Origin of the sequence: Sodaliphilus pleomorphus (assembly GCF_009676955.1) — a bacterium.
GTDB lineage: Bacteria > Bacteroidota > Bacteroidia > Bacteroidales > Muribaculaceae > Sodaliphilus > Sodaliphilus pleomorphus.
In genome coordinates this window covers 668,746-695,269 of record NZ_CP045696.1, presented here as the reverse complement: position 1 = coordinate 695,269, position 26,524 = coordinate 668,746, and the positions used below count along the sequence as shown (strand labels likewise).

The 26,524-nt window shown below is 49.8% G+C and carries 25 protein-coding genes, 1 tRNA gene and 1 CRISPR repeat array; of the genes, 13 read left to right on the top strand and 13 right to left on the bottom strand.

The annotated features are described in order from the left end of the window. Positions 1-101 precede the first annotated feature (101 nt). From GF423_RS02875 to GF423_RS02865, 3 genes are read right to left on the bottom strand one after another with little or no spacing between them, the layout of a single operon-like run. On the bottom strand, positions 102-1,943 hold the full coding sequence (locus GF423_RS02875; RefSeq protein WP_154326959.1) for a chloride channel protein: 1,842 nt from the start codon (positions 1,941-1,943) through the stop codon (positions 102-104). A 20-nt stretch (positions 1,944-1,963) separates the two neighbouring features. Further along, positions 1,964-3,382, bottom strand: a complete 1,419-nt coding sequence (locus GF423_RS02870) for a sugar transferase (protein WP_154326958.1) — start codon at positions 3,380-3,382, stop codon at positions 1,964-1,966. A gap of 59 nt (positions 3,383-3,441) precedes the next feature. Further along, on the bottom strand, positions 3,442-4,002 hold the full coding sequence (locus tag GF423_RS02865; RefSeq protein ID WP_154326957.1) for an L-threonylcarbamoyladenylate synthase: 561 nt from the start codon (positions 4,000-4,002) through the stop codon (positions 3,442-3,444). Positions 4,003-4,303: 301 nt separating this feature from the next. Here GF423_RS02865 and GF423_RS02860 point away from each other — a divergent pair, with 301 nt between their 5' ends. Next, the gene (locus tag GF423_RS02860; RefSeq protein ID WP_206113340.1) at positions 4,304-4,726 is read left to right on the top strand and encodes an FMN-binding protein; all 423 of its coding nucleotides are present in this window, start codon (positions 4,304-4,306) and stop codon (positions 4,724-4,726) included. Between the two features lie 56 nt (positions 4,727-4,782). Here GF423_RS02860 and GF423_RS02855 read toward each other — a convergent pair whose 3' ends face one another. Together GF423_RS02855 and GF423_RS02850 are read right to left on the bottom strand one after the other, a co-directional pair. After that, positions 4,783-5,106 carry a hypothetical protein gene (locus GF423_RS02855; protein ID WP_154326955.1) on the bottom strand — a complete coding sequence of 108 codons (324 nt, stop codon included), beginning with the start codon at positions 5,104-5,106 and terminating at the stop codon, positions 4,783-4,785. After that, the gene (locus GF423_RS02850) at positions 5,093-5,326 is read right to left on the bottom strand and encodes a hypothetical protein (RefSeq protein ID WP_154326954.1); all 234 of its coding nucleotides are present in this window, start codon (positions 5,324-5,326) and stop codon (positions 5,093-5,095) included. The genes GF423_RS02855 and GF423_RS02850 overlap by 14 nt, the downstream gene beginning before the upstream one ends. Positions 5,327-5,634: 308 nt before the next feature. Here GF423_RS02850 and cas12a point away from each other — a divergent pair, with 308 nt between their 5' ends. The 11 genes from cas12a (at position 5,635) to GF423_RS02795 (ending at position 17,316) form a co-directional block, all read left to right on the top strand. Then, positions 5,635-9,408 carry a type V CRISPR-associated protein Cas12a/Cpf1 gene (cas12a, locus tag GF423_RS02845; protein ID WP_154326953.1) on the top strand — a complete coding sequence of 1,258 codons (3,774 nt, stop codon included), beginning with the start codon at positions 5,635-5,637 and terminating at the stop codon, positions 9,406-9,408. Between the two features lie 5 nt (positions 9,409-9,413). Continuing rightward, complete coding sequence (cas4, locus tag GF423_RS02840; protein WP_154326952.1) at positions 9,414-10,037, top strand: type V CRISPR-associated protein Cas4; 624 nt, start codon at positions 9,414-9,416, stop codon at positions 10,035-10,037. Further along, a complete protein-coding gene (gene cas1 / locus GF423_RS02835) occupies positions 10,021-10,950 on the top strand; it encodes a type V CRISPR-associated endonuclease Cas1 (protein WP_154326951.1) in 930 nt (309 codons plus the stop codon). The genes cas4 and cas1 overlap by 17 nt, the downstream gene beginning before the upstream one ends. Beyond that, on the top strand, positions 10,947-11,216 hold the full coding sequence (cas2, locus tag GF423_RS02830; protein WP_154326950.1) for a CRISPR-associated endonuclease Cas2: 270 nt from the start codon (positions 10,947-10,949) through the stop codon (positions 11,214-11,216). The genes cas1 and cas2 overlap by 4 nt, the downstream gene beginning before the upstream one ends. 177 nt (positions 11,217-11,393) lie before the next feature. After that, a CRISPR array of direct repeats spans positions 11,394-12,413; the repeat unit is 37 nt; unit sequence GGCTACATAAAGCCTGTAATTTCTACTATGTGTAGAT. Between the two features lie 172 nt (positions 12,414-12,585). Then, entirely contained in the window at positions 12,586-13,182 is a 597-nt protein-coding gene (hisH, locus tag GF423_RS02825; RefSeq protein ID WP_154326949.1) for an imidazole glycerol phosphate synthase subunit HisH, read from the top strand. Continuing rightward, on the top strand, positions 13,179-13,919 hold the full coding sequence (locus GF423_RS02820; RefSeq protein WP_154538152.1) for a 1-(5-phosphoribosyl)-5-[(5-phosphoribosylamino)methylideneamino]imidazole-4-carboxamide isomerase: 741 nt from the start codon (positions 13,179-13,181) through the stop codon (positions 13,917-13,919). The genes hisH and GF423_RS02820 overlap by 4 nt, the downstream gene beginning before the upstream one ends. A 59-nt stretch (positions 13,920-13,978) precedes the next feature. Continuing rightward, positions 13,979-14,737, top strand: a complete 759-nt coding sequence (gene hisF / locus GF423_RS02815; RefSeq protein WP_154326948.1) for an imidazole glycerol phosphate synthase subunit HisF — start codon at positions 13,979-13,981, stop codon at positions 14,735-14,737. A 51-nt stretch (positions 14,738-14,788) separates the two neighbouring features. Continuing rightward, the gene (gene hisIE, locus GF423_RS02810) at positions 14,789-15,436 is read left to right on the top strand and encodes a bifunctional phosphoribosyl-AMP cyclohydrolase/phosphoribosyl-ATP diphosphatase HisIE (protein WP_277394816.1); all 648 of its coding nucleotides are present in this window, start codon (positions 14,789-14,791) and stop codon (positions 15,434-15,436) included. 75 nt (positions 15,437-15,511) lie between these two features. Continuing rightward, positions 15,512-16,663: a diaminopimelate decarboxylase gene (lysA, locus tag GF423_RS02805; protein WP_154538154.1), complete on the top strand. Its 1,152-nt coding sequence runs from the start codon at positions 15,512-15,514 to the stop codon at positions 16,661-16,663. Between the two features lie 62 nt (positions 16,664-16,725). Beyond that, positions 16,726-17,094: a thioredoxin gene (gene trxA, locus GF423_RS02800; protein WP_420853237.1), complete on the top strand. Its 369-nt coding sequence runs from the start codon at positions 16,726-16,728 to the stop codon at positions 17,092-17,094. Positions 17,095-17,242: 148 nt separating this feature from the next. Continuing rightward, positions 17,243-17,316, top strand: a tRNA-Arg gene (locus GF423_RS02795). Between the two features lie 171 nt (positions 17,317-17,487). Here GF423_RS02795 and GF423_RS02790 read toward each other — a convergent pair. The 8 genes from GF423_RS02790 to GF423_RS02755 form a co-directional block, all read right to left on the bottom strand. Continuing rightward, positions 17,488-18,252 (bottom strand): hypothetical protein, encoded by a 765-nt coding sequence (locus tag GF423_RS02790; protein ID WP_154326945.1) that lies wholly within the window; start codon positions 18,250-18,252, stop codon positions 17,488-17,490. A gap of 105 nt (positions 18,253-18,357) precedes the next feature. Beyond that, a complete protein-coding gene (locus GF423_RS02785; RefSeq protein ID WP_154326944.1) occupies positions 18,358-18,693 on the bottom strand; it encodes a hypothetical protein in 336 nt (111 codons plus the stop codon). 12 nt (positions 18,694-18,705) lie between these two features. Next, the gene (locus GF423_RS02780; protein ID WP_154326943.1) at positions 18,706-19,422 is read right to left on the bottom strand and encodes a 5' nucleotidase, NT5C type; all 717 of its coding nucleotides are present in this window, start codon (positions 19,420-19,422) and stop codon (positions 18,706-18,708) included. A 202-nt stretch (positions 19,423-19,624) separates the two neighbouring features. Then, on the bottom strand, positions 19,625-21,442 hold the full coding sequence (locus tag GF423_RS02775; protein ID WP_154326942.1) for a PD-(D/E)XK nuclease family protein: 1,818 nt from the start codon (positions 21,440-21,442) through the stop codon (positions 19,625-19,627). A gap of 55 nt (positions 21,443-21,497) precedes the next feature. Then, positions 21,498-21,806 carry a hypothetical protein gene (locus GF423_RS02770; RefSeq protein ID WP_154326941.1) on the bottom strand — a complete coding sequence of 103 codons (309 nt, stop codon included), beginning with the start codon at positions 21,804-21,806 and terminating at the stop codon, positions 21,498-21,500. Between the two features lie 76 nt (positions 21,807-21,882). Beyond that, the gene (locus GF423_RS02765) at positions 21,883-22,128 is read right to left on the bottom strand and encodes a hypothetical protein (RefSeq protein ID WP_154326940.1); all 246 of its coding nucleotides are present in this window, start codon (positions 22,126-22,128) and stop codon (positions 21,883-21,885) included. A gap of 111 nt (positions 22,129-22,239) precedes the next feature. Next, a complete protein-coding gene (locus GF423_RS02760; protein ID WP_154326939.1) occupies positions 22,240-22,482 on the bottom strand; it encodes a hypothetical protein in 243 nt (80 codons plus the stop codon). Positions 22,483-22,554: 72 nt separating this feature from the next. Further along, the gene (locus tag GF423_RS02755; RefSeq protein WP_154326938.1) at positions 22,555-25,047 is read right to left on the bottom strand and encodes a T9SS C-terminal target domain-containing protein; all 2,493 of its coding nucleotides are present in this window, start codon (positions 25,045-25,047) and stop codon (positions 22,555-22,557) included. Between the two features lie 287 nt (positions 25,048-25,334). Between GF423_RS02755 and GF423_RS02750 the strand changes: the two genes are divergently transcribed. Beyond that, positions 25,335-26,513: a 1-acyl-sn-glycerol-3-phosphate acyltransferase gene (locus tag GF423_RS02750; RefSeq protein WP_154538158.1), complete on the top strand. Its 1,179-nt coding sequence runs from the start codon at positions 25,335-25,337 to the stop codon at positions 26,511-26,513. The last annotated feature ends 11 nt before the right edge of the window (positions 26,514-26,524 follow it).

The following is a 26,524-nucleotide window of genomic DNA, read 5'->3' as shown; positions in this document are numbered from 1 at the left end:
ACACACACAGGGAAAAAACAATATGAACTTAAGCGTATTGAATGCCACGTCGCTGCATCGTTGTCTTGCACTGTAAATGCTCTCTACAGTTTCCCATGCCGTCAGTCATAACTGTAGTGCTTGAGCACCTGCCTGTAGGAGTTGAATATCTTGGATTTTGACACAAAGCCCACATACTTGCCCTTGTCGACCACAGGCAGGTTCCAGGCCTTGGTGTCGTCGAAGGTTTTCATCACTTTCTCCATGGGGGTGCCCAGCTCCACCTTGGCCGGCGGCATCGACATGAAGCGCTCTACCTTCATGCGACGGTACAAGTCGGGGCGGAACATGATGTTGCGTATGTCGTCGAGCAGCACCACACCCAGCAGGTTGTTGTCGTTGTCGGTCACCGGAAACAGGTTGCGCTTGCTCTTGGATATCACGTCTACCATTTGCTTGAGGCACATGTCGGGGTGCACGGGTATGAAGTCGGTCTCGATCACACTGTCCATCTTGAGCAGGGTGAGCACCGACTGGTCCTTCTGGTGGGTGAGCAGCTCGCCTCGCTTGGCCAGGCGCTTGGTGTAGATGCTGTAGGGTGTGAACACGCGGCAGGTGCCGTAGGAGATGGCTGCCACGATGAGCAGTGGCAGAAACAGCGAGTAGCCGCCCGTCATCTCGGCCGTGAGGAAGATGGCCATGAGCGGCGCCTGCATCACGCCGGCCATCACGCCAGCCATGCCCAGCAGGGCGAAGTTCTTGATCGAAAGCGGCACGCTGGGACTGGCAAAGCCCACGGCGTTGAGCGTGTAGGCAAAGAAGAAGCCCGCCATGCAGCCCACATAGAGCGACGGGGCAAAGGTGCCGCCCACGCCGCCGCCGCCGTTGGTGGCACTGGTGGCAAACGACTTGAAGAGGCACAGCCCGCCCACAAAGAGGATGGTCGACATCGTGTTGTTGCGGAATGAATAAAACAGGCTGTTGTCGAATATCGAGGCCACATCGCCGTTGAGCAGATTGTTGATGGCCCCGTAACCCTCGCCGAAGAGTGGCGGAAACAGGAAGATGAGCACACTCAGCACCACGCTGCCCAGCATGAATCGCTGCCACCGGCCCTGCATGCGCCCAAACACGTCTTCCATCAGGCCTATGGTCTTGTTGAAGTAGAGCGACACAAAGCCGCACATCACTCCAAGCACGATCACATAGGGGATGCGCGAGGTGTAGAACGGCTCGCTCTGGCTGAAGAAAAACTCCACATTGTAGCCCGTGAACACATAGCTCACCGTGGCACCTGCCACCGAGGCCATGATGAGCGGCATCACACTGCCGGCCGTGAGGTCGAGCATGAGCACCTCGACGGTGAACAGCACCCCGGCTATGGGCGCCTTGAAGATGCCTGCAATGCCTGCCGCAGCTCCGCAGCCCACGAGCATCATGAGCAGGTGGGGCGACAGGCGGAAGGCCTGGCCCAGGTTGCTGCCTATGGCTGCCCCGGTAAACACGATGGGGCCCTCGGCTCCCACCGAGCCGCCGCACCCAATGGTGATCGACGAGGCTACGAGCGAGGCATACATGTTGTGGGTCTTGAGCCGGCTCTTCTTCTGCGCAATGGCATAGAGCACACGCGTCACGCCGTGCGAGATGTTGTCGCGCACCACATAACGCACATAGAGCCCCGAGAGCAGAATGCCCACGATGGGAAACAGCAGATAGTAGTAGTTGGCCTGGGTGGTCACGCCCACACTGTTGATCACGGTCGAGATGGTGCTTATCAAGAACTTGAGCAGCACGGCGGCAAGACCCGAGGCAATGCCGATGACGATGGCCAGCATCACCACAAAGGTTTTCTCGGGAATGTGCTTCTCGCGCCACAGTATCAGGCGCAAGTACCACCCCTTGCTTTCTTTCTCGTTGCTGCTCGCTGCTGCTGTTGTTATTTCTGGTTCAGCCGTTGTTGTCATCGCTTTTTCATTTTATTGAGTTAAACACCCCGGCCGGTGAATACAATCTTCACGGTGTAGACTATGATTTTCAAGTCGTTGATGAGCGACATGTTCTCGAGATAGAGCAGGTCGTAGCGCAGCCGCTCGACCATCTCGTCAACATTTTGGGCATAGCCGTATTTCACCATGCCCATCGAGGTGATGCCTGGCCTTATCTGGTGCACCAGCGAGTAGGCTGGCTCGCGCTCGAGTATCTGTTGTGCATAGTATCGCCTCTCGGGGCGCGGGCCCACTATCGACATGTCGCCGCGCAGCACGTTGAAAAACTGCGGCAGCTCGTCGACGCGGTACTTGCGCAGGTAGTGGCCCACCCGGGTGATGCGAGGGTCGGCATCGCTCGAGAGCTGCGGCTTGCCTTGCTGCTCGGCGTTTTCCACCATGGTGCGGAACTTGATGATGTGGAACGGCTTGTTGTGCCGCCCCAGGCGCTCTTGCTTGTAGAGTACCGGCCCGTGCGAGTCGCACTTGATGATCAGGCCTACCGCAATGTAGACCGGGATGAGCACTACCATGGCCACGGCCGAGATCACCACGTCGCAAAATCGCTTCATGTTCTGCCCCCCGGCGCTCATGTTGCTGCTCGAGATGTCGATGAGCGGGTCGCCGTAGAGGTCGCTCAGGCGTGCGCGCGAGAGCAGGATGTTGTACTTGTCGGGGGTGATCTTGATGGGCAGGTTGATCGAAAACAGGCGGTTGATGGCACTCAGCAGCTGGGCCGAGTCTTGCTTGGTGGGCACCACAATGAGCTCTTTCACGCCCTCGCGCTGGCACACCCCGGCCACCTCGTCGAGGCTGTAGCGAGGCTTCTCGATGTCTTTCACCCCGTTCTCGCCGGGTATGTGCACATAGCCCACAATGTCGTAGCCCAGCGAGGCACGCATGTGCTCGAGCTTGCCCACAAAGGCATAGGCCGCAGCCCCGTCGCCTATGATCAGGGTCTTGAAACTCCACTGCCGGCTCTTTATCTTGTGCGAGGTGTAGCCCGTGATCACGGCCCGCACCACATAGGTGAGTGCAAACATGATGCCCAGCAGCACAAGCACGCTCTCGTTGTTGAAGGCGCGGTTGTCGGCGGTCATGTCGTTCATGAGCGCTATGAAAAAGGTGATGAGCGCGTTCACGCAGGTCGACGACAGCGTGGTCATGAGCTCGCTGAGCCGCGACTTCCTGAACACCTCGTTGTAGTAGCCCGAGAGGTAGTATACCCCCATCATGATGAGCGGAAACACCACTTGCTCGAGCTTCACCACATCGCTCGTCAAGAAGGTGTGCAGCGACTGGTAGCCGCGCACGCCCCCCATCGCAAAGCGGGCGCAGTTGTAGCCCAGCCATGCGAGATTGGCAGTGATGTAGTCGCCTGCCACATATTTCAGCCGTTGTGCTCGTTCGCTTATCATCGGGGTGATTGTCGTAGTGTGTGTGCGCGCGTTAGCGCTATCGATTGCTCGGCAAGGAGCTATCGCAGTATCTTGAATGTGCCGTCGCTGCTCAGCATGATAATGTTGGAGGCCGAGTGCGGCGCCGTGTCGTCTTGCCGGTACTTCACCACATAGTCCACACCCTGCACAATGGCAGGGTTGATTTGGGCAAATGTCGCTGCCGCTGGCTCGCCGCTCACGTTGGCCGAGGTCGATACCACAGGCTTGCCGAAGCGCGCGCACAGCTCTTGCGAGAACTTCTCGTGCGATATCCTTATGCCCACGCTCTCGTTGTCGCCCAGCAGGTTGGGTGCCAGGTTGTAGGCCCCGTCATAGATGATGGTGAGCGGCTTCACGGCCACATCGATGAGCTCGCGGGCCATCTCGGGCACGTCGACCACATAGTGGTCGAGATGCTCGGCACTGTCGAGCAGCACGATGAGCGCCTTGTTGTCGGCCCTGTGCTTGAGGCGGTACACTTTCTTCACGGCCTCGGGATTGGTGGCGTCGCACCCTATGCCCCATATCGTGTCGGTGGGGTAGAGGATGAGACCGCCCCGCTCAAGCACTTCGATACACGTTGTAATGTCTTCTTCCATTCAGTTTCTTTGTCAGCTTTGAGAGAGGCCTGTCCTGGCCCCGATACAATTAACAAAGGTAACTCAAAAACCGGACATAAAAAAAACAAAAATTGGTTTTTGACGGCCTGTTAACAGTAAAAATGTTAAATTTCTTAATTTCCTGCCGCCTGCCATGTCCACTGGCAAGGATTATTGTGTTATCTTTGCATTCCATGCCAGCTCCAGGTGGCTGCCACGCCGCATGCGGGCTGCAAGAGCGCGTGAAATCTAATTTTTTATGTCAGATAGTAATATTTTAAAGAAAAGAAAGGTCAAAAAAATGAAAAACATTCTATCGGTTGCCCTGGTGGCCGCCGCCCTGTGGGCAGCCATGCCAGCCACGGCTCAAAGCAAAGTCATCTACACCGGCGACATCGCCAAGAAAGTGATGGGCTACCAGGGCCCAACGCCATTGAACATCACCATAAGCAATGGCAAGATCGAGAGCATCGAGGCCCTGGCCAACCAGGAGTCGCCCAAATACATGCGCCGGGCCGCGCGCGGCATCTTTCCGCACTACATAGGCAAGACCGTGAGCCAGGCCCTCAAGCTCAAGGTCGACGCCGTGACCGGCGCCACCTATACCTCCAACGCTCTCCTGCAGAACATCAAGCTCGGCCTGGAGCAGGCCCGCAAGAGCGGCAAAAAAACGGGCACAGCCGCCAAGAAGTCGCGCAAGCGCTCCTCCTCGCGCCGCCGCTAGCCCCCCAGCGCCGTCAGTACAACCTCACAGCCCCGGCCCCCCCAGCGCCGGGGCTTTTATATAAGCCTTAATTGCAAAAAAAAAGAGCGAGTAAAACCCGCTCTTGATGTTTTCACAACGGAATACGGAACATCTTTGCTGTGAGTAAGAAAATGTAAGGCCTCAATTTGAGCGTCGGTGCAACCAGCTTCTTTCAACTGGCTAAATCCTACATTTGTATCCTCCGGCACGTCATGCAGCACTCCTACAATTTTCTCATCATCACTTTTGCCCGACAACATCACTCGCAACGGATGTAGGATTGCCGCATTTCCCTCAAGGTCTTTCAATCCTTGCATTGCCGCCGTTGCCAAAACGATTGCCTGCTCAATAGTTATCATAAAAATTCTTGTTAACCTCCTCCCCACCCATCATGATATCAAGCACAATAGGCTCTGACTGGGGAATCTCTCTTTCTTTCCTGCCTTTACGCTTAATCCATGCCTGCGTGTTACCTGCAACTTTGGAAGACACAAACTTAACGATAGCGTCCTCATAATCATCATAGATATAAACGATACCGTCATTTTCTAATTTCTTAATAAACGAACGATAATCCATAAACTAACATTATCATGTGGTTAGAATATTGCATACAAAGATATTAAAAATATTTGCAATGTTGTGTCACCCGATATAAAGATACAAATTTGAAAGCAATTCACAGCCTCAAGCTCTGGCACATAGGAGTAGTAATATTTTATCAACCAGAGTCAACCTAAAACAGGAAAGGACAAATACAACTTCGCCCCAAAATAATAAATGGCTTTAAAAGGGAAATAATTTACTGTAATTATAGTATTAATTATTACAATTTTTTTTACCTTTACACAAAACTATAACCTTACTATAACACACTGTTAATAACAATGAAGTATACCGATTTTACAGGCATTTATCCTGTGTCTAAGACTTTAAGATTTGAGCTCATTCCACAAGGATCTACTGTGGAGAACATGAAACGCGAGGGCATTCTGAACAACGATATGCATCGTGCCGATAGCTACAAGGAAATGAAAAAATTGATTGATGAGTACCACAAGGTATTTATCGAGCGGTGCTTGTCTGATTTCTCCCTGAAGTATGACGATACGGGAAAACACGATTCTCTTGAGGAATATTTTTTCTACTACGAGCAAAAGAGAAACGATAAGACAAAAAAAATCTTTGAGGATATCCAAGTCGCTTTGCGTAAGCAAATTTCAAAAAGGTTTACTGGCGATACTGCGTTTAAAAGACTTTTCAAGAAAGAACTCATCAAAGAAGACTTGCCCAGTTTTGTAAAAAACGACCCAGTTAAGACTGAACTGATAAAGGAGTTTTCTGATTTCACCACCTATTTTCAGGAATTCCACAAGAATCGCAAAAACATGTATACATCTGATGCGAAATCTACTGCTATTGCCTACCGCATCATCAACGAAAACTTGCCCAAATTCATCGACAATATCAACGCATTTCACATTGTTGCCAAGGTGCCCGAAATGCAAGAGCATTTTAAGACAATAGCCGATGAGCTTAGGAGCCACTTACAGGTTGGAGATGACATCGATAAGATGTTTAACCTGCAATTTTTCAACAAAGTGCTGACTCAGTCACAACTCGCTGTATATAATGCCGTTATAGGAGGCAAGAGCGAGGGAAACAAGAAAATACAAGGCATCAATGAGTATGTTAACCTTTATAACCAGCAGCATAAAAAGGCGCGCTTGCCAATGCTGAAACTGCTGTATAAGCAGATCTTGAGCGATCGCGTTGCCATTTCATGGTTACAGGATGAATTTGATAATGACCAGGACATGCTTGATACAATAGAAGCCTTCTATAACAAGCTTGATAGTAATGAAACTGGTGTGCTGGGCGAAGGCAAGCTCAAGCAAATACTCATGGGACTGGACGGCTACAATTTGGATGGAGTGTTCCTGCGCAACGATTTGCAGCTCTCCGAAGTTTCTCAGCGCCTGTGCGGTGGCTGGAATATAATAAAGGATGCCATGATAAGTGACTTGAAACGTAGTGTACAGAAGAAGAAAAAAGAAACTGGTGCCGATTTTGAAGAGCGTGTATCAAAACTTTTCTCTGCCCAGAACAGTTTCTCAATTGCTTATATCAACCAGTGCCTTGGGCAGGCAGGAATAAGGTGTAAGATTCAAGATTACTTTGCTTGTCTTGGTGCAAAAGAGGGTGAAAACGAAGCAGAGACGACTCCCGACATTTTCGATCAAATTGCTGAGGCTTACCATGGGGCCGCTCCAATATTAAATGCTCGGCCAAGCAGTCATAATTTGGCTCAGGATATTGAGAAGGTTAAAGCAATCAAAGCCTTGCTTGATGCGCTCAAGCGCTTGCAGCGATTTGTCAAGCCATTGCTTGGTCGTGGCGATGAGGGCGATAAGGATAGTTTCTTCTATGGCGATTTTATGCCGATATGGGAAGTTCTCGACCAGCTCACTCCGCTGTACAACAAGGTTCGAAACCGAATGACTCGTAAACCCTATTCGCAAGAAAAAATCAAACTTAATTTCGAGAATAGTACGCTGTTGAATGGCTGGGACTTGAACAAAGAGCATGATAACACAAGCGTGATTTTGCGCCGCGAAGGGTTGTACTACTTAGGCATCATGAATAAAAACTATAATAAAATATTTGATGCCAACAATGTTGAAACCATAGGAGACTGTTACGAAAAAATGATTTATAAACTTTTGCCGGGTCCCAACAAGATGCTTCCTAAGGTGTTCTTCTCCAAATCAAGAGTGCAGGAATTCTCTCCGAGCAAGAAAATTCTTGAAATTTGGGAGAGTAAGTCTTTTAAGAAAGGTGATAATTTCAATCTCGACGATTGTCATGCTCTCATAGATTTCTATAAAGATTCTATAGCAAAGCATCCCGACTGGAATAAATTTAACTTCAAGTTCTCTGATACTCAGTCATATACAAATATTAGTGATTTTTATCGTGATGTTAATCAGCAGGGTTACTCCCTTTCTTTCACAAAAGTGAGTGTTGACTATGTCAACAGGATGGTGGACGAAGGCAAGCTATATCTTTTCCAAATCTACAATAAGGACTTTTCACCCCAAAGCAAGGGTACACCCAACATGCACACCCTATACTGGCGCATGCTCTTTGATGAGCGCAACTTGCACAATGTTATTTATAAGCTCAATGGTGAAGCCGAAGTGTTTTACCGCAAGGCAAGCCTAAGGTGCGATCGACCTACTCACCCCGCACATCAGCCTATTACTTGCAAAAACGAAAATGACTCCAAACGTGTGTGTGTGTTCGACTACGACATTATTAAAAATCGCCGATACACCGTTGATAAATTCATGTTTCATGTTCCTATAACAATAAATTATAAGTGTACTGGCAGCGACAACATCAATCAGCAGGTGTGTGATTATTTGCGCTCGGCAGGCGATGACACTCACATCATAGGCATCGACCGTGGAGAGCGCAATTTGCTCTACTTGGTGATAATCGACCAGCATGGTACTATTAAGGAGCAATTTTCGCTTAACGAGATTGTCAACGAGTACAAGGGTAATACCTATTGCACCAATTATCATACCTTACTTGAGGAGAAGGAAGCTGGCAACAAGAAAGCCCGGCAAGACTGGCAAACTATTGAAAGCATAAAAGAACTCAAAGAGGGCTATCTGTCGCAGGTAATCCACAAGATCTCTATGCTCATGCAGCGTTATCATGCCATTGTTGTACTTGAAGATTTGAACGGTTCGTTCATGCGTAGCAGGCAAAAAGTGGAAAAGCAGGTATATCAGAAATTTGAGCACATGCTCATCAACAAGCTTAACTACTTAGTCAACAAGCAATATGATGCTGCCGAGCCAGGAGGCTTGTTGCACGCATTGCAACTCACGAGCAGAATGGATAGTTTTAAAAAGCTGGGCAAGCAAAGCGGTTTCCTTTTCTATATTCCAGCATGGAATACTTCAAAGATTGATCCTGTGACTGGATTTGTCAACCTTTTTGACACTCGTTACTGCAATGAAGCCAAAGCTAAGGAGTTCTTTGAAAAATTTGACGACATAAGCTACAATGACGAGCGTGATTGGTTTGAGTTTTCTTTTGATTATCGTCATTTTACCAACAAGCCTACTGGAACTCGTACTCAATGGACACTATGCACCCAAGGGACACGTGTACGCACTTTTCGCAATCCCGAGAAAAGCAATCATTGGGACAATGAGGAATTCGATCTCACACAAGCATTTAAAGACCTCTTTAACAAATATGGCATCGATATCGCTTCGGGACTTAAAGCCCGTATAGTTAACGGGCAGCTCACTAAAGAAACCTCTGCAGTCAAAGACTTCTATGAGTCGTTGCTTAAGTTACTAAAACTCACTTTGCAGATGCGAAATAGTGTCACTGGTACTGACATTGATTATCTTGTATCCCCTGTGGCTGATAAAGATGGTATTTTTTTCGACAGCCGAACTTGCGGTAGCCTTTTACCTGCCAATGCCGACGCCAATGGAGCTTTCAATATAGCACGAAAAGGATTGATGTTGTTACGTCAGATTCAACAAAGCTCAATTGATGCAGAAAAGATCCAGCTCGCTCCCATTAAAAATGAAGATTGGCTTGAATTCGCTCAGGAGAAACCATACTTGTAAGAATAATGGAGGATTTTATTGCTATAGCCACGCTCAATGATTTCATTTTCTGCCCGTATTCGATTTATTTGCACAGTGTGTATGCCGATACCGATGATGGCTTGTATAAGGCTACGCCTCAAGTGCGCGGAACGATAGCACACACAGGTGTCGACTCCAAGAAGGGTAGCTCGCGCAGGGGTGATATCATGTCGCTTTCCGTCTATAGTGAGAGCCTTCATGTCTATGGAAAAATTGATGTGTACCGAGCTGAAAAGAAACAACTCATTGAGCGCAAATACAGTCTCAAGACCATCTTCCGTGGTCAGCTCTATCAGCTATGGGCTCAGTACTTTTGCATGACCGAGATGGGCTTTCCTGTGGAGGAATTGTGCTTTTATGAGATTTCTGCAAAAAAGATGATCCCGGTCAATCTCCCCACCGAGAATGATCGGGTTGAACTGGAACGATTCCTAACCCTGTTTCGTAACTACAGTCCATTAAACGACACCAAGATGACGAATCCAAACAAATGTGCGCATTGCATATACTGCAATTTGTGCGATAAAACCGACTCCGACAATGTTTACTCAATAAGATATAGCGACGCGTACCATTTTTGTGCTCAATTGCATGGAACACACTCGTAGCTTGCGGGTGATGAATGGAGAACTTATGCTCGAGGAATTTGATGGTAACAAGAAGTCTACACTCACCAAATTCCCTTTTCAAAAGATTCTGGCTCTATTTGTAATTGGCCACATCACTGTGACGACACCTTTGATCGATAAGTGTCGCAAGCATGGGGTGGCAGTGGTGGTTATGAAACCTAATTTAAGGCCTGTCTTTTTCTTTGCATGTTCGGCCGAAGCCAACTATCTGCTTCGCAAACGCCAATATGACTACACCGACTCTGAGCTTTCTGTAGCCAGATCTCTCATGATAAGCAAATTTAATAATCAAAAAACGCTGCTGGAGAAAACACGTCGCCGAGATGAACTCACCATTGCAGCAATTTCATTCTGCGCATCGGCTGTCAACAAGTTGAAGGATACCATCGATTACAATGAATTGATGGGACTCGAGGGACAGGTGGCAAAATTTTTTTTCATTGCCTATTATCAAGATTTTGATTGGAAGGGACGCCATCCGAGATCCAAGTGTGATGCCTTGAATGTTACTCTTGACATAGGGTATACGATATTGTTCAACTTTGTGGAGTCTTACTTGAGACTTTTTGGCTTTGATCTATATAAAGGAGTCTATCATCGCTTGTGGTTTCAACGCAAGTCACTTGTGTGCGATATAGTAGAGCCATTTAGATGCATTATCGACCATGCAACATTGCTCGCTTTTCATCGAGGGCAGTTTTCTTCTACACATTTTGTGAAAGTTAAAGAAGAATTTCATCTGAAATATGAAAAGTGTTCTGATTACTACAAGGTGTATTTTAATGCTTTGATTTCTTATAAGATGGAAATTTTTAAGTACGTGCAGCAGTATTACCGTTGTTTTATGGGAAGGAAGTCTGCAAGTCAATATCCAATATTTCAATATAAATGAAAATTATTAGTTACGATATCGGTGATGATCGCTGGAGGGCTCGATTTACACGCATGCTTGTAAAGCACGGAGCCATTAGATTGCAATATTCGGTATATGAAGTTGCCAACACTAAAAGGGTGATGGATAATCTTACAGCCAAAATTGAAGCCTGGGCCAAACATTTCACTCTCGATGATAGCGTGATTATTTTTGATGTAGATGAAAACAAGATGATAAAATATGGCAATGCCATACATCGCGACAAACCTGTAGTTTTTTTATAGGTTTACAAACCTAAGTGTGTCGCGTTTTACTTTTTTCTCCTCATTTTATTGTGAATCAACTATATGAATATATGGCTGTTCAACTTGCGTTTACGGGGTGGGGGTAAATTCTTTAAAAGAAAGGTTTTCTACTATTGTGTATATCAGTGATTTTGTTTAAATTCGCCCCTTGTAAGAGGCTACATAAAGCCTATAATTTCTACTATTTGTAGATTTGACCAACTCACCGACGTGCCAGCCGGGCTACATAAAGCCTATAATTTCTACTATTTGTAGATTATTCCTCGCGCTGTTTTTCCGCCACCATGGGCTACATAAAGCCTATAATTTCTACTATGTGTAGATCCGCTGCGACACCGTGCACAGCAACAAGGCTACATAAAGCCTATAATTTCTACTATGTGTAGATCACTTGTATGCGTAAATGCGTAAACGCTTGGGCTACATAAAGCCTGTAATTTCTACTATGTGTAGATCGACTTGTACAAGCCGCGTATCGTGTCGGGCTACATAAAGCCTGTAATTTCTACTATGTGTAGATGAAAGAGCGCGGCGGCTGTCTCTCTGATGAGGCTACATAAAGCCTGTAATTTCTACTATGTGTAGATATGCAATATTCGACGCCCTGTGGACTCGGGCTACATAAAGCCTGTAATTTCTACTATGTGTAGATGCGAACTTCCACAGGGAGTAATCAGCGAGGCTACATAAAGCCTGTAATTTCTACTATGTGTAGATAGAACGACTTCTTTCTGTCGCAGATAAGCTGCTACATAAAGCCTGTAATTTCTACTATGTGTAGATTCTGCGTCCCTCTTTTTTGCACAATTTTATGGCTACATAAAGCCTGTAATTTCTACTATGTGTAGATGAGGGCTTGAGCTATGACTATGACAAAGCGGCTACATAAAGCCTGTAATTTCTACTATGTGTAGATTTTTCGGCAGAGGCCTTTAGCCTGTGCCGGGCTACTTAAAGCCTATAATTTCTACTATGTGTAGATTGAAGTGGTAGGGTCTGCCATAGTTTTTGGGCTACTTAAAGCCTATAATTTCTACTATTTGTAGATTGGCTGCTGAACGATAAAGATGCATACGGCTACTTAAAGCCTATAATTTCTACTATGTGTAGATATTTCTATGCGCCAAGCCCGTGAGGGTGGCCACTTAAAGTCTATGATTTCTACTATGTGTAGTGTATAGACTATATACTTGAATGGTGTTGGGGTGTAGTTGATGCAGTGCCTTGCCGTGCAGGTTGTAGGGGGTGGCGTTTTTGGGCGGGGATGTGATGATATGCCAAAAAAATGGGCGGTTTGGTCGATTTTGTTTTGTGCTTGAGGCTTTTTCGTGTAACTTTGCCACACGAAATGAGTGTAGCAATCATCAAATACAATGCTGGCAACGTGTTCTCGGTGAAATGTGCGTTGCAGCGCATAGGCGTGGAGGCCGTGATCACCGACGATGCCGCTGTGCTACGCCGCGCCGAGCGGGTGATATTTCCCGGTGTGGGCCAGGCGGCCACGGCCATGGACTACTTGCGCGCCAAGGGGCTCGACACGGTGATAAAGAGCCTCACGCAGCCGGTGCTGGGCATATGCATAGGCCTGCAGCTGCTGTGCCGCTCGAGCCAGGAGGGCGACACGCAGGGGCTGGGAATATTCGACCTCGACGTGAAGCGCTTCGACAACAGCGCCTGCCCCGAGTTGAAGATTCCCCACATGGGGTGGAACACTATCGAGCTGGCTGGGGCGAGCGCGCTCATCCCCGCCGAGCTCGAGGGGCGCCATGTGTACTATGTGCACAGCTACTATGCCCCCGTGGGCCGCGACACGATTGCCACCACGCGCTACATCGTGCCCTTCAGCGCGGCGCTGCATCGCGGCAACTTCTATGCCACGCAGTTCCATCCCGAGAAGAGTGGCGACGTGGGCGAGCTTGTGCTCAAGAAATTTATTGACTTATGATCGACATTGTTCCTGCCATCGACATCATGGGCGGCAAGTGTGTGCGCCTCTCGCGAGGCGACTACAGCACCGAGAAAGTGTACAACGAGGAGCCCCTCGACGTGGCCCGTGCCCTGGAGGACGCGGGCTGCACCAGGCTGCACCTGGTCGACCTCGACGGGGCCAGGTCGCAGCACATAGTGAACTACCGCACGCTCGAGCGCATAGCCGGCCACACGGGGCTGCTCATCGACTTCGGGGGCGGGCTGAAGACCGACCACGACCTGCACATCGCCTTCGACAGCGGCGCCAGCCAGGTCACGGGCGGCAGTGTGGCTGTGAGCCACCCCCAGGTGATGGAGGGCTGGCTCAGGAAATATGGCCCGCAGGCCATCATTCTGGGCGCCGATGCCCGCAACGGCAAGATATCGACCTGCGGCTGGCTCGACGACAGCGAGCAGCAGGTGGTGCCCTTCATCGAGCACTATGCCTCCCTGGGCGTGACCCAGGTCATCAGCACCGACATCGACAAGGACGGCATGCTGCAAGGCCCCTCGATCGAGCTCTACAAGAGCATCCTGGCCCGGCTGCCCCGGCTGCGCCTCATCGCCAGCGGCGGGGTGAGCGGCCTGCCCGACGTCTATGCCCTCGATGCCATTGGGGTGCCTGCCGTGATTGTGGGCAAGGCCATATATGAAAACAAGATCTCGCTCAAGGCCCTTGAGGCTTTCAACGTCTCGAGAGCGGCAGGGCAGTGAGCAAGACGAGGTTGTGACTTTACAATAGCAACAATAGCAACAATATAGATATATTAGTCATGTTAGCCAAACGCATCATTCCATGTCTCGACGTGAAAGACGGAGCGACCGTGAAAGGGGTGAACTTTGTGAACCTGCGCAACGCCGGCGACCCTGTGGAGCTGGGCAAGAAATACAGCGACGAGGGAGCCGATGAGCTTGTGTATCTCGACATCACTGCCTCGCTTGAGGGGCGCGACACCTTTGTCGACCTGGTGCGCCGCGTGGCTGCGCGGGTGGCCATCCCTTTCACCGTGGGCGGCGGCATTGCCACAGTGGCCCACGTCGAGCGCCTGCTCGGTGCCGGGGCCGACAAGATATCGGTCAACTCGGCCGCACTCGAGCACCCGCAGCTCATCGGCGACATCGCGGCCGCCTTCGGCAGCCAGGTGTGTGTGGTGGCCATCGATGCCCGCCAGGACACCGACGGCGAGTGGATCTGCTATGCACGAGGCGGACACGAGCCCACAAGGCGCCACCTGCTCGAGTGGGCTCACGAGGCCCAGGAGCGCGGTGCCGGCGAGATACTGTTTACCAGCATGGACCACGACGGCATGAAGCAAGGCTTTGCCTGCAAGGCCCTGCGGCAGCTGCACGAGGCGCTTTCGATACCCGTCATCGCCAGCGGTGGCGGCGGCACGATGCAGCACTTTGCCGAGGCTTTGGGCGAGGGCTGTGCCGACGCCGCCCTGGCAGCCAGCGTGTTTCACTTTGGCGAGATATCCATAGGCGACCTCAAGCGCTACCTGAGCCAGCACCACATCGACGTGAGACTGTGAGCCGGCGGCCCAGGATACTTATAACGACACAACTACACACACAAAAAAAATATAAACGTTAGAGAGATGAACAGCAATATCGACTTTGACAAAATGGGTGGCTTGATTCCTGCCATCGTGCAAGACTCGCGCACCAAAAATGTGCTCATGCTTGGCTTTATGAACCACGAGGCACTTGAAAAAACGTTGAAGACCAAGAAGGTGACCTTCTGGAGCCGTACCCGCAACAAGCTGTGGACCAAGGGCGAGGAAAGCGGCCACTACCTGGAGCTCGTGTCGGTCGACGTGGACTGCGACAGCGATACCGTGCTCGTGCAGGCCATACCCAACGGCGCCGTGTGCCACCTGGGCATGGCCACCTGCTTTGGCGACCGCAACGAGATGGGCCTCGAGTTTCTGGGCTACCTGCAAGACTTCATCGACAAGCGCCGGGCCGAGATGCCCCAGGGCAGCTACACCACCTCGCTCTTCAACGCCGGCATCAACCGCATGGCCCAGAAGGTGGGCGAGGAGGCTGTGGAGACTGCCCTCGAGGCTGTGAACGGCACCAACGGCCGACTCGTATACGAGGCCAGCGACCTGCTCTATCACCTCATCGTGCTCCTCTCGGCCAAGGGGCTGCGCATCGAGGACGTGGTGGCCGACCTCGAGAGCCGCCACGGCAAGAAAAAAGACGACTACGACAAGCACCGCGACTGAGGCCACGGGCATCTTTGCCCGCTCACAGTGCAATTCTTTTCATTTTTACATACACACACATTCACACGCAACATCATGTATCGTTTTCCATTAGAAGAATTCAAGCAGTGGCCCACGCCGTTCTACTACTACGACATGGGCCTGCTCAGCAAGACACTCAACGAAATCAACCGCCAGGTCAAGGGCTACCCCTACGATGTGCACTATGCCATCAAGGCCAACGGCAACCCCGTGATTCTGAAAGAAATCGTGAAAAATGGCCTGGGCGTCGACCTGGTGAGCGGCGGCGAAATCAAGGCCTCGCTTGCAGCTGGCTTCGACCCTGGCAAGATGGTGTATTCGGGCGTGGGCAAGACCGACTGGGAGATCAACCTGGGGCTCGATCACGACATCTTCTGCTTCAATGTTGAGTCGGTGCCCGAGCTCGAGGTCATCAACGAGCTGGCCGGCAGGCGAGGCAAGACGGCCCATGTGGCCATACGCGTCAACCCCGACATCGACGCCCACACCCACCGCTACATCACCACCGGCACTGCCGAGGACAAGTTTGGCATCAACATCGAGATGCTGGCCACCGCTGTCGACCGTGCGCTCAAGCTGCCCCACTTGCACCTGCGCGGCCTGCACTTCCACGTGGGCTCGCAAATCACCCAGATGAAGCCCTTTGTCATGCTGTGCGAGTCGGTCAACGGGCTGCTCGACTATTTCGACCGCCACGACATCCACTTCGAGCTCATCAACGTGGGCGGCGGCCTTGGTATCGACTACGACACCCCCGACATCAATCCGGTGCCCGATTTCCAGCACTTCTTCGACACCTTCAAGCGCCACCTCAGGCTGCGCCGCAACCAGCGGCTGCACTTCGAGCTGGGCCGAAGCATCGTGGCACAGTGCGGCACGCTCATAGCCCGAGTGATCTATGTGAAAGAGAACCGCAACAAGAAGTTTGTGATACTCGATGCCGGCATGACCGACCTCATTCGCCCGGCCCTGTACCAGGCCCACCATGTGATACAAAACATCAGCGCGGCGGTCGACACGGCCAGCGACGTCTACGACGTGGTGGGCCCCATATGCGAGTCGAGCGACGTCTTCGGCACCGACGAAAAGCTGCCCGTGACCCGCCGCGGCGACCTCGTGGCCCTGCGCAGCGCCGGCGCCTATGGCGAGACCATGGCCTCGTGCTACAACATGCGCCCCCTGCCCAAGTCGCACTTCTCGCGGTAGTTGTCACCTTTTCATGACACGGCCTGCCGTTGGCACGATATGTGCTGCTTTGGTAGACAGTTATCATTATTTTTCAAGAGCTTGCCACACAGGAAGCTCCCGTTTTTATCAACAAGAAAGAAAGGAACAACATTATGAACAATTTTCAAGAGTTAATCGCGAGCGACAAGCCAGTGCTGGTCGACTTCTTTGCCACCTGGTGCGGGCCGTGCAAGATGATGCACCCCATACTCGAGGACATAAGCAAGCAAGTAGGCGACCGTGCCAAGGTGGTGAAAATCGACGTCGACCAGGCCGAGGACCTGGCCATGCAATACCGCATCCAGTCGGTGCCCACCCTCATGATTTTCAAGCAGGGCGAGATGCTGTGGCGCGAGTCCGGCGTGCACGATGCTGCCACCATGGTGCAGTTGCTCGAGAAATACATGTAGCAAGCACCCCGCGCCCTGCGGGGCGCGGTTTTTTTTTTTATTTTGACAAAAGGCAAAATTGTATTACCTTTGCAGTCGCCAAACTCCCTTCTTGCTTGACAGGTGCACGCCCCCTAGTGCACAGTGCGGCGTGGGAGAGAGCTATCGGGGTCCCGTAGCTCAGCTGGATAGAGCAACAGCCTTCTAAGCTGTGGGTCTTGGGTTCGAATCCCAACGGGATCACTTAGGAAGATGGGTAAGTAGTTAATTATTAACCACTTGCCTATTTTCTTTTATCTCAAATGCACCACAAATGCACCACACGACAAAAAGGCAAAAGGGCTGTTTGGGATGTCAGTTATTCACCTGTGCTGTCGATGGTCCGCAAGAGGAATGCTTTCTGTAGCTGGAGTATTATCTACCAATCGGGAGTTTCTTACAGGTCGTGGGATACTGTCCGACATGATTAAACGCAAAAGGAAGAACATCCTCAGGATTTAAACGGTTGAATTTCTTGATGACTCGCTGAATACCTGCCTCCAGTTCTTCGTTTACACGGTCAAATGTAGAAATGTCAACGACGCATCTGAAACTATCATCAATGGCCGTGCAGACACTAGAAACATTGCAGTCGTGCTCCCACGTGATTGATTTCGAGATTAACAAATAGGGATTTAGTGCCCGGTCACATGGTCTGTCAGTTTGCTCCTTTCTCCAGAACTCACATACAAGGTCCTCTTCAGAGGTATGACAGAAAAACAAGTCAGGCAGTCCTAACCGGCCAGCCAACTTTGCAACTGACTCAAACTTTTCATTAAATAAGCAGCAAGCGAGTTTTCCCTGACTATTCATGTCCTTAACAGGAACAGCCTTAACTGTGCTGTCTGTTAATTTCCGAGTGAAATCGTCGATACCATTTTTGTCATTTGCCGGTGGTGTTAGCAATGCGAACGAGGCAATGTTAGCATAAACCTTTCCGCAGATTGCCAATTTATGCTTGAAATTCAGGTCTCTGGATTTTGCTTTTTCCAGTTTTAGTTTTATTTCATATATGAACAGTTCCCCACGCTGGCTGATTTCCTTCACAACGCTCTTTCTTACGGCATAGGTCGTACGATCAGCTATGTAGTAAACTGTGTCACCTACAGCCCACAGTTTGTTCCCTTTAGCATCTGTCAACTCCGTCAGTAATATTACTTTTTTGGGTAAAGGAAGTACAAGTCTGATTGTTCATTTAGATTATAAGTTACACCATTAATTCTTGTTTCCTGGATCCGTTTTTCTTTAACCGGCCTTTTTGAAATCAATCACTATGTCGATGAAACAATCCTTGAAAGCATTGCAGATAGACTGCGGTTCTTCCGTTTCAGTATGCAGGACAACACATTCGGGATCATCGGTATTCATGGAAACTACATAACCGGAATGATTATCTGAACCGACTAATAACTTCATCATGAATTTCAGCGGAATATATAACTTGTCAGGACATGAGTCAGTAACACCACAATATCTGGCCAGTTCGTTTACGACTTTCTTGACGCAGTTGAGATTTCCTTCTTCGCCACGAATGTATATGTCATATACCGTAGGCGGAATAATATCCTTTTTCTTTATCATTTGAAGCTTCCTTCAGAACCAATATCTGCACATCTTATTCAAAAACTCATTCGTTACAGGGTATCCTGAAGCATCACCGATCACAGAATCTACACCGCACTTGGGGCAAAGTGCTGTCTTTCCGTCATCAATGAAGTTCACGATTTCCTTGGGATTGAATGTTGCCAGGCAGTAGAAACATCCGCAGACCCTACTCTTCATCAGTTCCGATTTATTCTTAAAACTGTGATCATGTGCCTCCTTCAGTTTTTTCAAGTCGTTCAAAAGATAATCGGTCACAGTAGGCCAGTCGGGGAATTCCTTGCTGCCAAATTCAATCCACTCTCCCTCAAAATCGGACTGACCTTTGTCACCTCGATCGTCAATCAGGAAGTCACCCTTCAACAGATCTTTGTGGTGAGAGATGATTACTCTTTTGTGGAATTCCTTTGGGAAATGTTTCTTCACCCATTCCAGTTTGTCCGACCAAGCCGACGGGTTGTTCCAGGGAGCTGTCGTGAGAATGAAGACTTCATACTCTGCCGAGATTTTCTTCACAGCTTCAATAGCCCCCTTAAATGGTTCCATCTTAGAGAAAATCCCCGGGATGTCATCATAATGAGGTTTCCCCTTTGCATCGCATTCGTATTGTGCCTTCACTTCAGCAGGAATCTTGTCAACTCCCGACTGGAAATCAACAAGGACATTGTCCATGTCGAAATATACAATTGGTTTTGCGTAATTATTCATATTTCTAATTCTTGGTTTGTCTTGTCTATTTTATCGATTAACTGATAGATTCGCTTTTTGCAGTTTTCTATTTCAACTTTATATGTTACGTAAATAATATTGTAATGTTGAGGAAAAAATTCAAATTTTCAGGCAACTTTTTTCAGTTTCTGCCAAACTTTCACCATTGCCCAGGTGTCGAGTTCGCAGTAGCGGAGCTTGATTAATTCTTGAGGAGTTTCTTATAATCCTCTTTTCTCTGGTTATAAACAACCAAATCTGGTTCGTTTTCTATCAGAATTCGATAAATAGAGATTATCAGTTTCCTGTTGTTTGCATAAAACCTCTCTAATAGGTCACAGTCAGCGTTTGTCAGGCTACTATTTTGGATAGGCATAGGCAAGACTCTATTAATGGCTTCAATCTGGCGTTCTGCTCCCTTTCTATAATAGTAGGAAGTCCCTTTTAGAGCGTTAAACAGGGATTTATCGTAACAATCCCAAAGTGTATCATCTCCGCAAAGAAGCAACTCATGATAGCACTGAGCAGAAATAGGTTTGATACCAAATCCGTTGCCTAAGATTTCATTTATCTTTGTGAGCTTGTCTTGGCTAATATCATCCCTAATGTAGAGTCCGGTGAAAGAAGTCTGAGAATAATGAATAGCTTTAATTGTATCACGACCGAGGTCAGCATTGTCCTTAAACACATGTGGATGAAACTTCTGTCTCGAATAGATGCACTCAAAGTCTTTTATAACATCACTTATTGTTTTCCTTTCACGAGAAATGTAATCTTTTACAGCTACTTTCAGCGCATCTGTAATGGTTTTATAAGCCTTACCGTTGTATTCGAAAAGGTGTGTAGGGATATAATATAGTTTTTCGTTGGTCTCTTTTACCACATATATCAGAAAACGTGCTCCACCATTCTGAGCACCAAAAATGTCTCTGAAGTCTTTTTGCGATTTCAATTCTCCATTCTCATTCGTGTACTTTCTCAAGGCGGCTTGGAGAGACGCTTCAAATGATAAACAATTATCCCCACCAAAAGAATACAGTTCCCTTTGAAGATGATGGTTTACTGCAGTTTCAAGAAGTCTTGCATTGTCCTCATTACTCATGAACTCCAACAATAATTGTTTCTCATAATCACTGACTGCCATGATTGATAGTTCTTTTGCCCCGATTTTTTCATCATTATCAGGCAGAGCAGGCAATTCAAGACAGCTGGCATACTCTTCTAATATCACGGCATCACGATTGTTCATCTGCTTTTCTTCTATCAGTGGCATGATAACCTTATCAAGAATATCCTGATAGCAAATATGTACATATATGGGGTTCCCAGAACAATCTGAACAAGTTGGTTTCATGTCCTCAGGAACTTCTGCATAATTTGAAAGACTCCTCGGGTTTATAGGTGAAAGATATATGAAGAGCTGAAGTGCCTTCCTTCCGTCACTACAAGCATCATAGTATTTCTGGGTCTGCTGATCGTGTTCCATAGAAAGCACTTTGTTTTCAATAAAGATTTCAATAACTTTATTTTTGCTACTCTTTATAGTATTTGCGAGGTTATATCGAAGATAAACATCCAATCGTTCTTTCTTGTCTATACTGTCGTTCTTCGCATAATCGCATAAGGGATATTCTGTTTGCTTATCAGTAAGAGAGTCAACTTGTAGGGATCTTGTAAGGACTAAATTGCAAAAATCCTGTGAAATAGTCACCCCCTGCTCTTTGGCCCGCATGACAACGATATCCAGAAAGTGCATAAGCGTTGCTTTCTTAGATAAATCGAAATATCTGCCTGCAAGTAATTCGGCTATCATCTTACTATGTACCATCTCATGTCGACTTTTGCCAATCATGTCAAACAGATTTTGGCGAAAGATGTATTCAACTACTTTTGAATTACGTGGATTGTTATTAAATGCCGACAGCAAGTTTTCAATCATACTTGCTCCAATTTGTTTCTGAGTCATCTCCTGTTCCCTCTTTGCACCTACCTTTGCTAAGAAATTTGTTATCTTTTCCATAAAATTATGTTGATATTTATGTTTATAATATAGTATGTATCCCTGAAAATTCAAATTATTCCGCCATTTCTTTCAGTTTCTCCCACACTTTCACCATAGCAAGCGTATCAAGACAGCAGTATTTGAGCAACGATTGTCGAGCATAGTCAGCATCGGCGGGCGACATCGTGGCAATCTGGGGATAGATTGTCATTGCCTCACCTCCGTTGTGCACGGAACCGTCCAGATTGGTATAGTCCAGTTCTGGGTCGTCGGGCTGCAGGGTCTCGTCTACAGTGGCCTCCTCAGACTTATACACCTTCAGCCACAGGTTCTTCGGGCACTGGCAGAAAGCCGTGTAACGTGATTTTGATAGTCTTTTCATACAGTCGTAGTTTCTAAATTGTGTAAATATAGTGGATTATGATGATAGTTCCAAACAAAATACTGTATATTCCTTACTAATCATCCAGATTTGCTTTAATACTGTTGAATTCGCGCTCGATGCATTCTGCCATCTTTCGACAGCGTTTGGCCTCTTCTCTCCATTTCTTAACTTGGGTATAACAAATGTTTATTAACCGTGCGAGATTTTTCCGTTTTTCCAGATCCTGTGTGTTTCTCAACCAACGCTCCAATTCTTTGGCCACTTTCCTAGCATCGGCACTTCTCTGTTGCATTTGTTCTATAGTCAGTTTCTCTTCCATAATATTGTTAATTTTGTTTTGTAGTGCCCTTGCGGGCAGAAATCATACATATTTCGCCAATATCTTGCAAAATCCTATATGTGTTAGATTTGTAATTTTACGGACAAAAACCTAAAAGCCAATCTTCGACGAGCGCGTTTCCTCGAGTCGTTCATTGTCGCAATGGCGGATAAGCATTGGCAGCACATCCTCGCTATTGCCATGAAGAATCGAACTGATGGCATAGTGACGGGCGATATTCTCAATCTGTCTGCCGCTGAAATCGTATTTCGAGGCCAGCGTGTGGCTGCTGTGCAGTGCTGGCACGGCCTTCACTGTGGGAGCAATGATTTCAAGGCAGGTGCCTGCAATCACGCAGGCACCTGCCTTGTAAAAGTGGGGTGCAGGAAGGGGCTGCGGGCTCTGTTTTGCCCGTTGCTGGGGGCGTCAGCGCACCATCACCTTGGCGGTCTGGCTTCCAGCCTTCACAATGTAGATGGCCGGCGCGAGTGTCACGTTGTGACGGCCTGGACCGAACTGGCGGTCGCACACCTTGCGACCCGTGATGTCGTAGACGGCAACGCGGGTAGTGTGGCCGAGGGTGAGGTCGAGGGCTCCCTTGCTGCCGGCTATTGCAGTCGGCAGGGTGCCGGGCTCGTCGACTGCGGTGACGAGGCTCACCGGCATGACCTGGGAGTAGGCCGAGGTGTATTCTACAAAGTCTTTTTTGCGATAGGCACGCACGTCGTAGGCATAGCGGCTCGAGGCGTTGAGCGCGTCAAAGGCCACGGCATTGTCGCTGGGATACACCAGCTGTGCGGGCACACGCACCTGCTCGCCGGCTTGGGCGCGCACCTGCCTCACGGTGACCTGGTCGACAAACATGTTTTTACCCTTCTGGCTGCCGAAGCCCAGGTGATAGAGACGGCCGTCTTCCAGCATGTCGAGATACCTGCCCTCGAAGACCACGGTGCCCGTGACGCTGCCCTTCTGCTTGTTGAAGGGGATGGTGAGGCCCATCACGGCCTGTGTGGCTGTGGGCGACTCCATGACCACGACATAGAGCGTGTCGCTCTCGACGGTGCTCACGGCTGTAACCTCGACCTCAAGATTCTTTCCGCCCTTGATGGGGAGCAGTGGCGACACGACAAGTCCGTAGGCCCCCGACCACTCGTTCACTTCCTTGCCGCCAATCATGCCCTTGGCCCAGATGGGGTTGAGCACGGTCCAGTCGGTGTTGGCCATGCCTTCCTTGGCCAGCGACATCTTGGGCGTGTAGTATTGCGGCGCGGCAGGGTTGTCGACGGTGCCGTCTTCAATCTTGTCGAAGTCCTCGTGCAGGAGTGTCACCTTCTGGTCGGGCTGCTGGGTGGTGATGTCCTCATAGAGGTTCACAATGTAGCTCTCGGCGTGGGGCAGAGGCTCCCAGTTGGCCGTGAAGCCGGTGGCCGTGACGGCGGTTGCGGGCAGCACGACGGGAGCGATGCCGGTGATGCCGTCGACCCAGATGGTGGCCGAGGGCTTCGACACGAGGTCGCCGTCTTGGGCGGTCACATAGTAGTAGTATTCCTTCTCAGGGTCGATGTTTTCAACAACCTTGGCCGTGTCGGTCACCTTGAGGTCGGAAATGAAGGGGTAGGGCACAGGCTGCGACTCATAGGTGAGCGTGACGTCGTCGATGGCAAAGGTGCAGTTGCTCAGGCTCACCATGTCGAGTTTCACTTGCCTCACGTAGTCGCCCAGCACCTCGCTGTCGAAGGTGTAGATGCCGCCGCCGGCTTGCATCCAGTAGTTGGGCAGGTTGGCAATGTGCTCCCACTCGCCGTTTTCGCGCAGGATGTGCACGCCCAGCAGCGAGTAGTTGTAGTTGGGGTCTTCCTCCATCGTGCTGGGTTTCACCCAGAAGGAGATGCGCTTGATGGGTGCCGGCGTTGCGGGGCTGATGATGTAGTCGCCCTCGGCGTCAAAGTTGATGGCCAGCTTGCCCGAGGCGTGGTCGCCGTTGGCAGTGAGCACGTCGCGGCTGCCGGCTTTCGACACGTCGATGATCCAGCCCTCAGGATAGTTGGGGTTGGCTGTGTCGATGTTGCCGTCGGCCTTGAGGTTGATGCCGTCGAAGTCCTCAGTCATCGTGCCCTCGGGCACGATATCTTGTGGCATGGCCTTGTAGTACACGTTGAGCAGGTATTGCGATGCCCCGTCTACTGGCTGCCACGAGGCCTTGAAGGCATTCAGGCTCAGGTTCTCGGCCGGGTTGGCCACGGGTGCCGCGATCTTGGTGCGCTTGCGGGTGACCACGATGTCGTCGAGCAGTATCTCGCCGTCGCTGGCCTCGATCTGGAAGATGTTTTGGTCGTTGAAGGTGCCCTTGTCGCTTGTGTAGGTGATTTCGGTCCATTCTGCAGTCAAGTCGAAGCTCTTGTAGTCTTCCACACCCGAGGTGTTGTCGCACAGCGAGATGATGACACGTCCGGCCGTGGCGCCCGGCATGCGGCGGGCACGCAATGTGATGGTGGCTTCGCCATAGAGGGCTGCCTCGGGAGTGCTCAGGTGGCCGTAGTAGGTGCTGCCGTAGCTCTCATAGGCCCGCAGCGCGCAGGCGCCGCCGGCTTGGTACACGTGGTAGCCGGTCCAGCCCTCCACGTTCATCATGCCCTGCTTGATGCGGTAGCCGCCGGCCGAGCCGCCCGAGAGGTTCTCGCTGTCGGGGGCTTCGGGGCTTCCGGCCGTGAACTTGTCGAAGTGCTCCTCAAAGAGCTTTTGGGCTTCGACGGCTTTCAGCGGCGCGGCGCCCTGAGTGCCGGCAGCGTTTGCATGAACAGGTGAAATTGACTTTGTGCCATTGCTTGGTGCACCAGGCTTGAATGGCACTTGTTGTCCCCAGGCCGGGGCGGTGATGAGCATGCACAGCATGGCCCACATCGTTGTTTTTTTTGTCATAAGGTTAGGTTTAATAGTTTAATTGTAAAAAAATTATGTATTGCAGTATCGGGAGCGCTGGGATATCGCGCCGCTCGCTTTCCTCATGCTCAAAACGGTTGTGGCCGTAAAAGTAGTCATTTTTATTTAATCTCCAATAGTGCGCCCGAAGATTATTTGAAAAAAATTCATTGCATTGCGCTGCCCATGTGACAGCATTGCAACAATTCTCAATTTAAGTTAAACATTAAGCCGATTTCCTTTTTTATTGCTATCTTTGAAACACTGTAACACATTAGCATAACATTATGGAAAACGAAAACATCGCCATGCCGGCTGAGTTTGCCGACATTTGTCCTATTGCCGACAAGGATTTCCACAACGAGATGTCGATTCTTGTCGAAGAACCCATGTTCAAGCAAATCGTGCGTATGGTAATGCCAGAATACAAGTACTCGCAGCTGGTGCGCATCTTGCTGGGACTCAACTCCAAGCTGGAATTCCAGCAGAAGATCATGCGCCCCTTCATGAAGGGGGTGCTGGGCAAAACCACCCAAGGCCTGTCGTGCACCGGCATCGACGAGCTGCCCAAAGACACGCCCAACCTGTTTATCACCAATCACCGCGACATTGTGCTCGACTCGGCCCAACTGAGCTACCTGCTCGTTGAGCACGGGCGCGACACCTGCGAGATAGCCATAGGCAACAACCTGCTCATCTACGACTGGATCACCAAGCTGGTGCGCCTCAACAAGAGTTTTGTCGTCAAGCGCAACCTGGGCCGTGTGCAGACGCTGGCCGCCGCCATTCAGCTCTCGAGCTACATCCACTTTGCCATCAACCAGAAGAAGGCCTCGATATGGATTGCGCAGCGTGAAGGACGCTGCAAGGACAGCAACGACCGCACCCAGGAGAGCCTGCTCAAGATGCTCACCTATGGCAACCGCGACAAGAGCTTTGTCGACAGTCTCAAGGAGCTCAATATTGTGCCTTGCGCCATCAGCTATGAGTATGACCCCAACGACTACCTCAAGGCACGCGAGTTTCTGCTCAAGAGCAAGGACCCCAACTACAAGAAGTCGCAGGCCGACGACCTGGCGAGCATGAAGGTGGGCATCATGGGCTTCAAGGGCCATGTGCACTATGCCGTCACGCCCTGCATCAACGACGAGCTCGACCTCATTCCGGCCGACCTCGACAAGTTGCTGGCAGTGCGTCGCGTGTGTGCCATTATCGATCATGCCATCCACACCCACTACAAGATATTCAAGACCAACTACATGGCCCACGACATGCTCTTCGACGAGCACGAGTTTGCCAGCGAGTACACGCCCGAGGAGCTTGAAGCCTTCAAGCAGTACCTCAATGGCCAGGTAGACAAGGTGACCGACATTCCCATCAACGAGCAAGACCGCAGCTACATGCTCAACCGCATGCTGCAGATGTATTCCAACCCGCTCACCAATCAGCTCGAGGCGCTCAAGTAGCGACGCGCGGC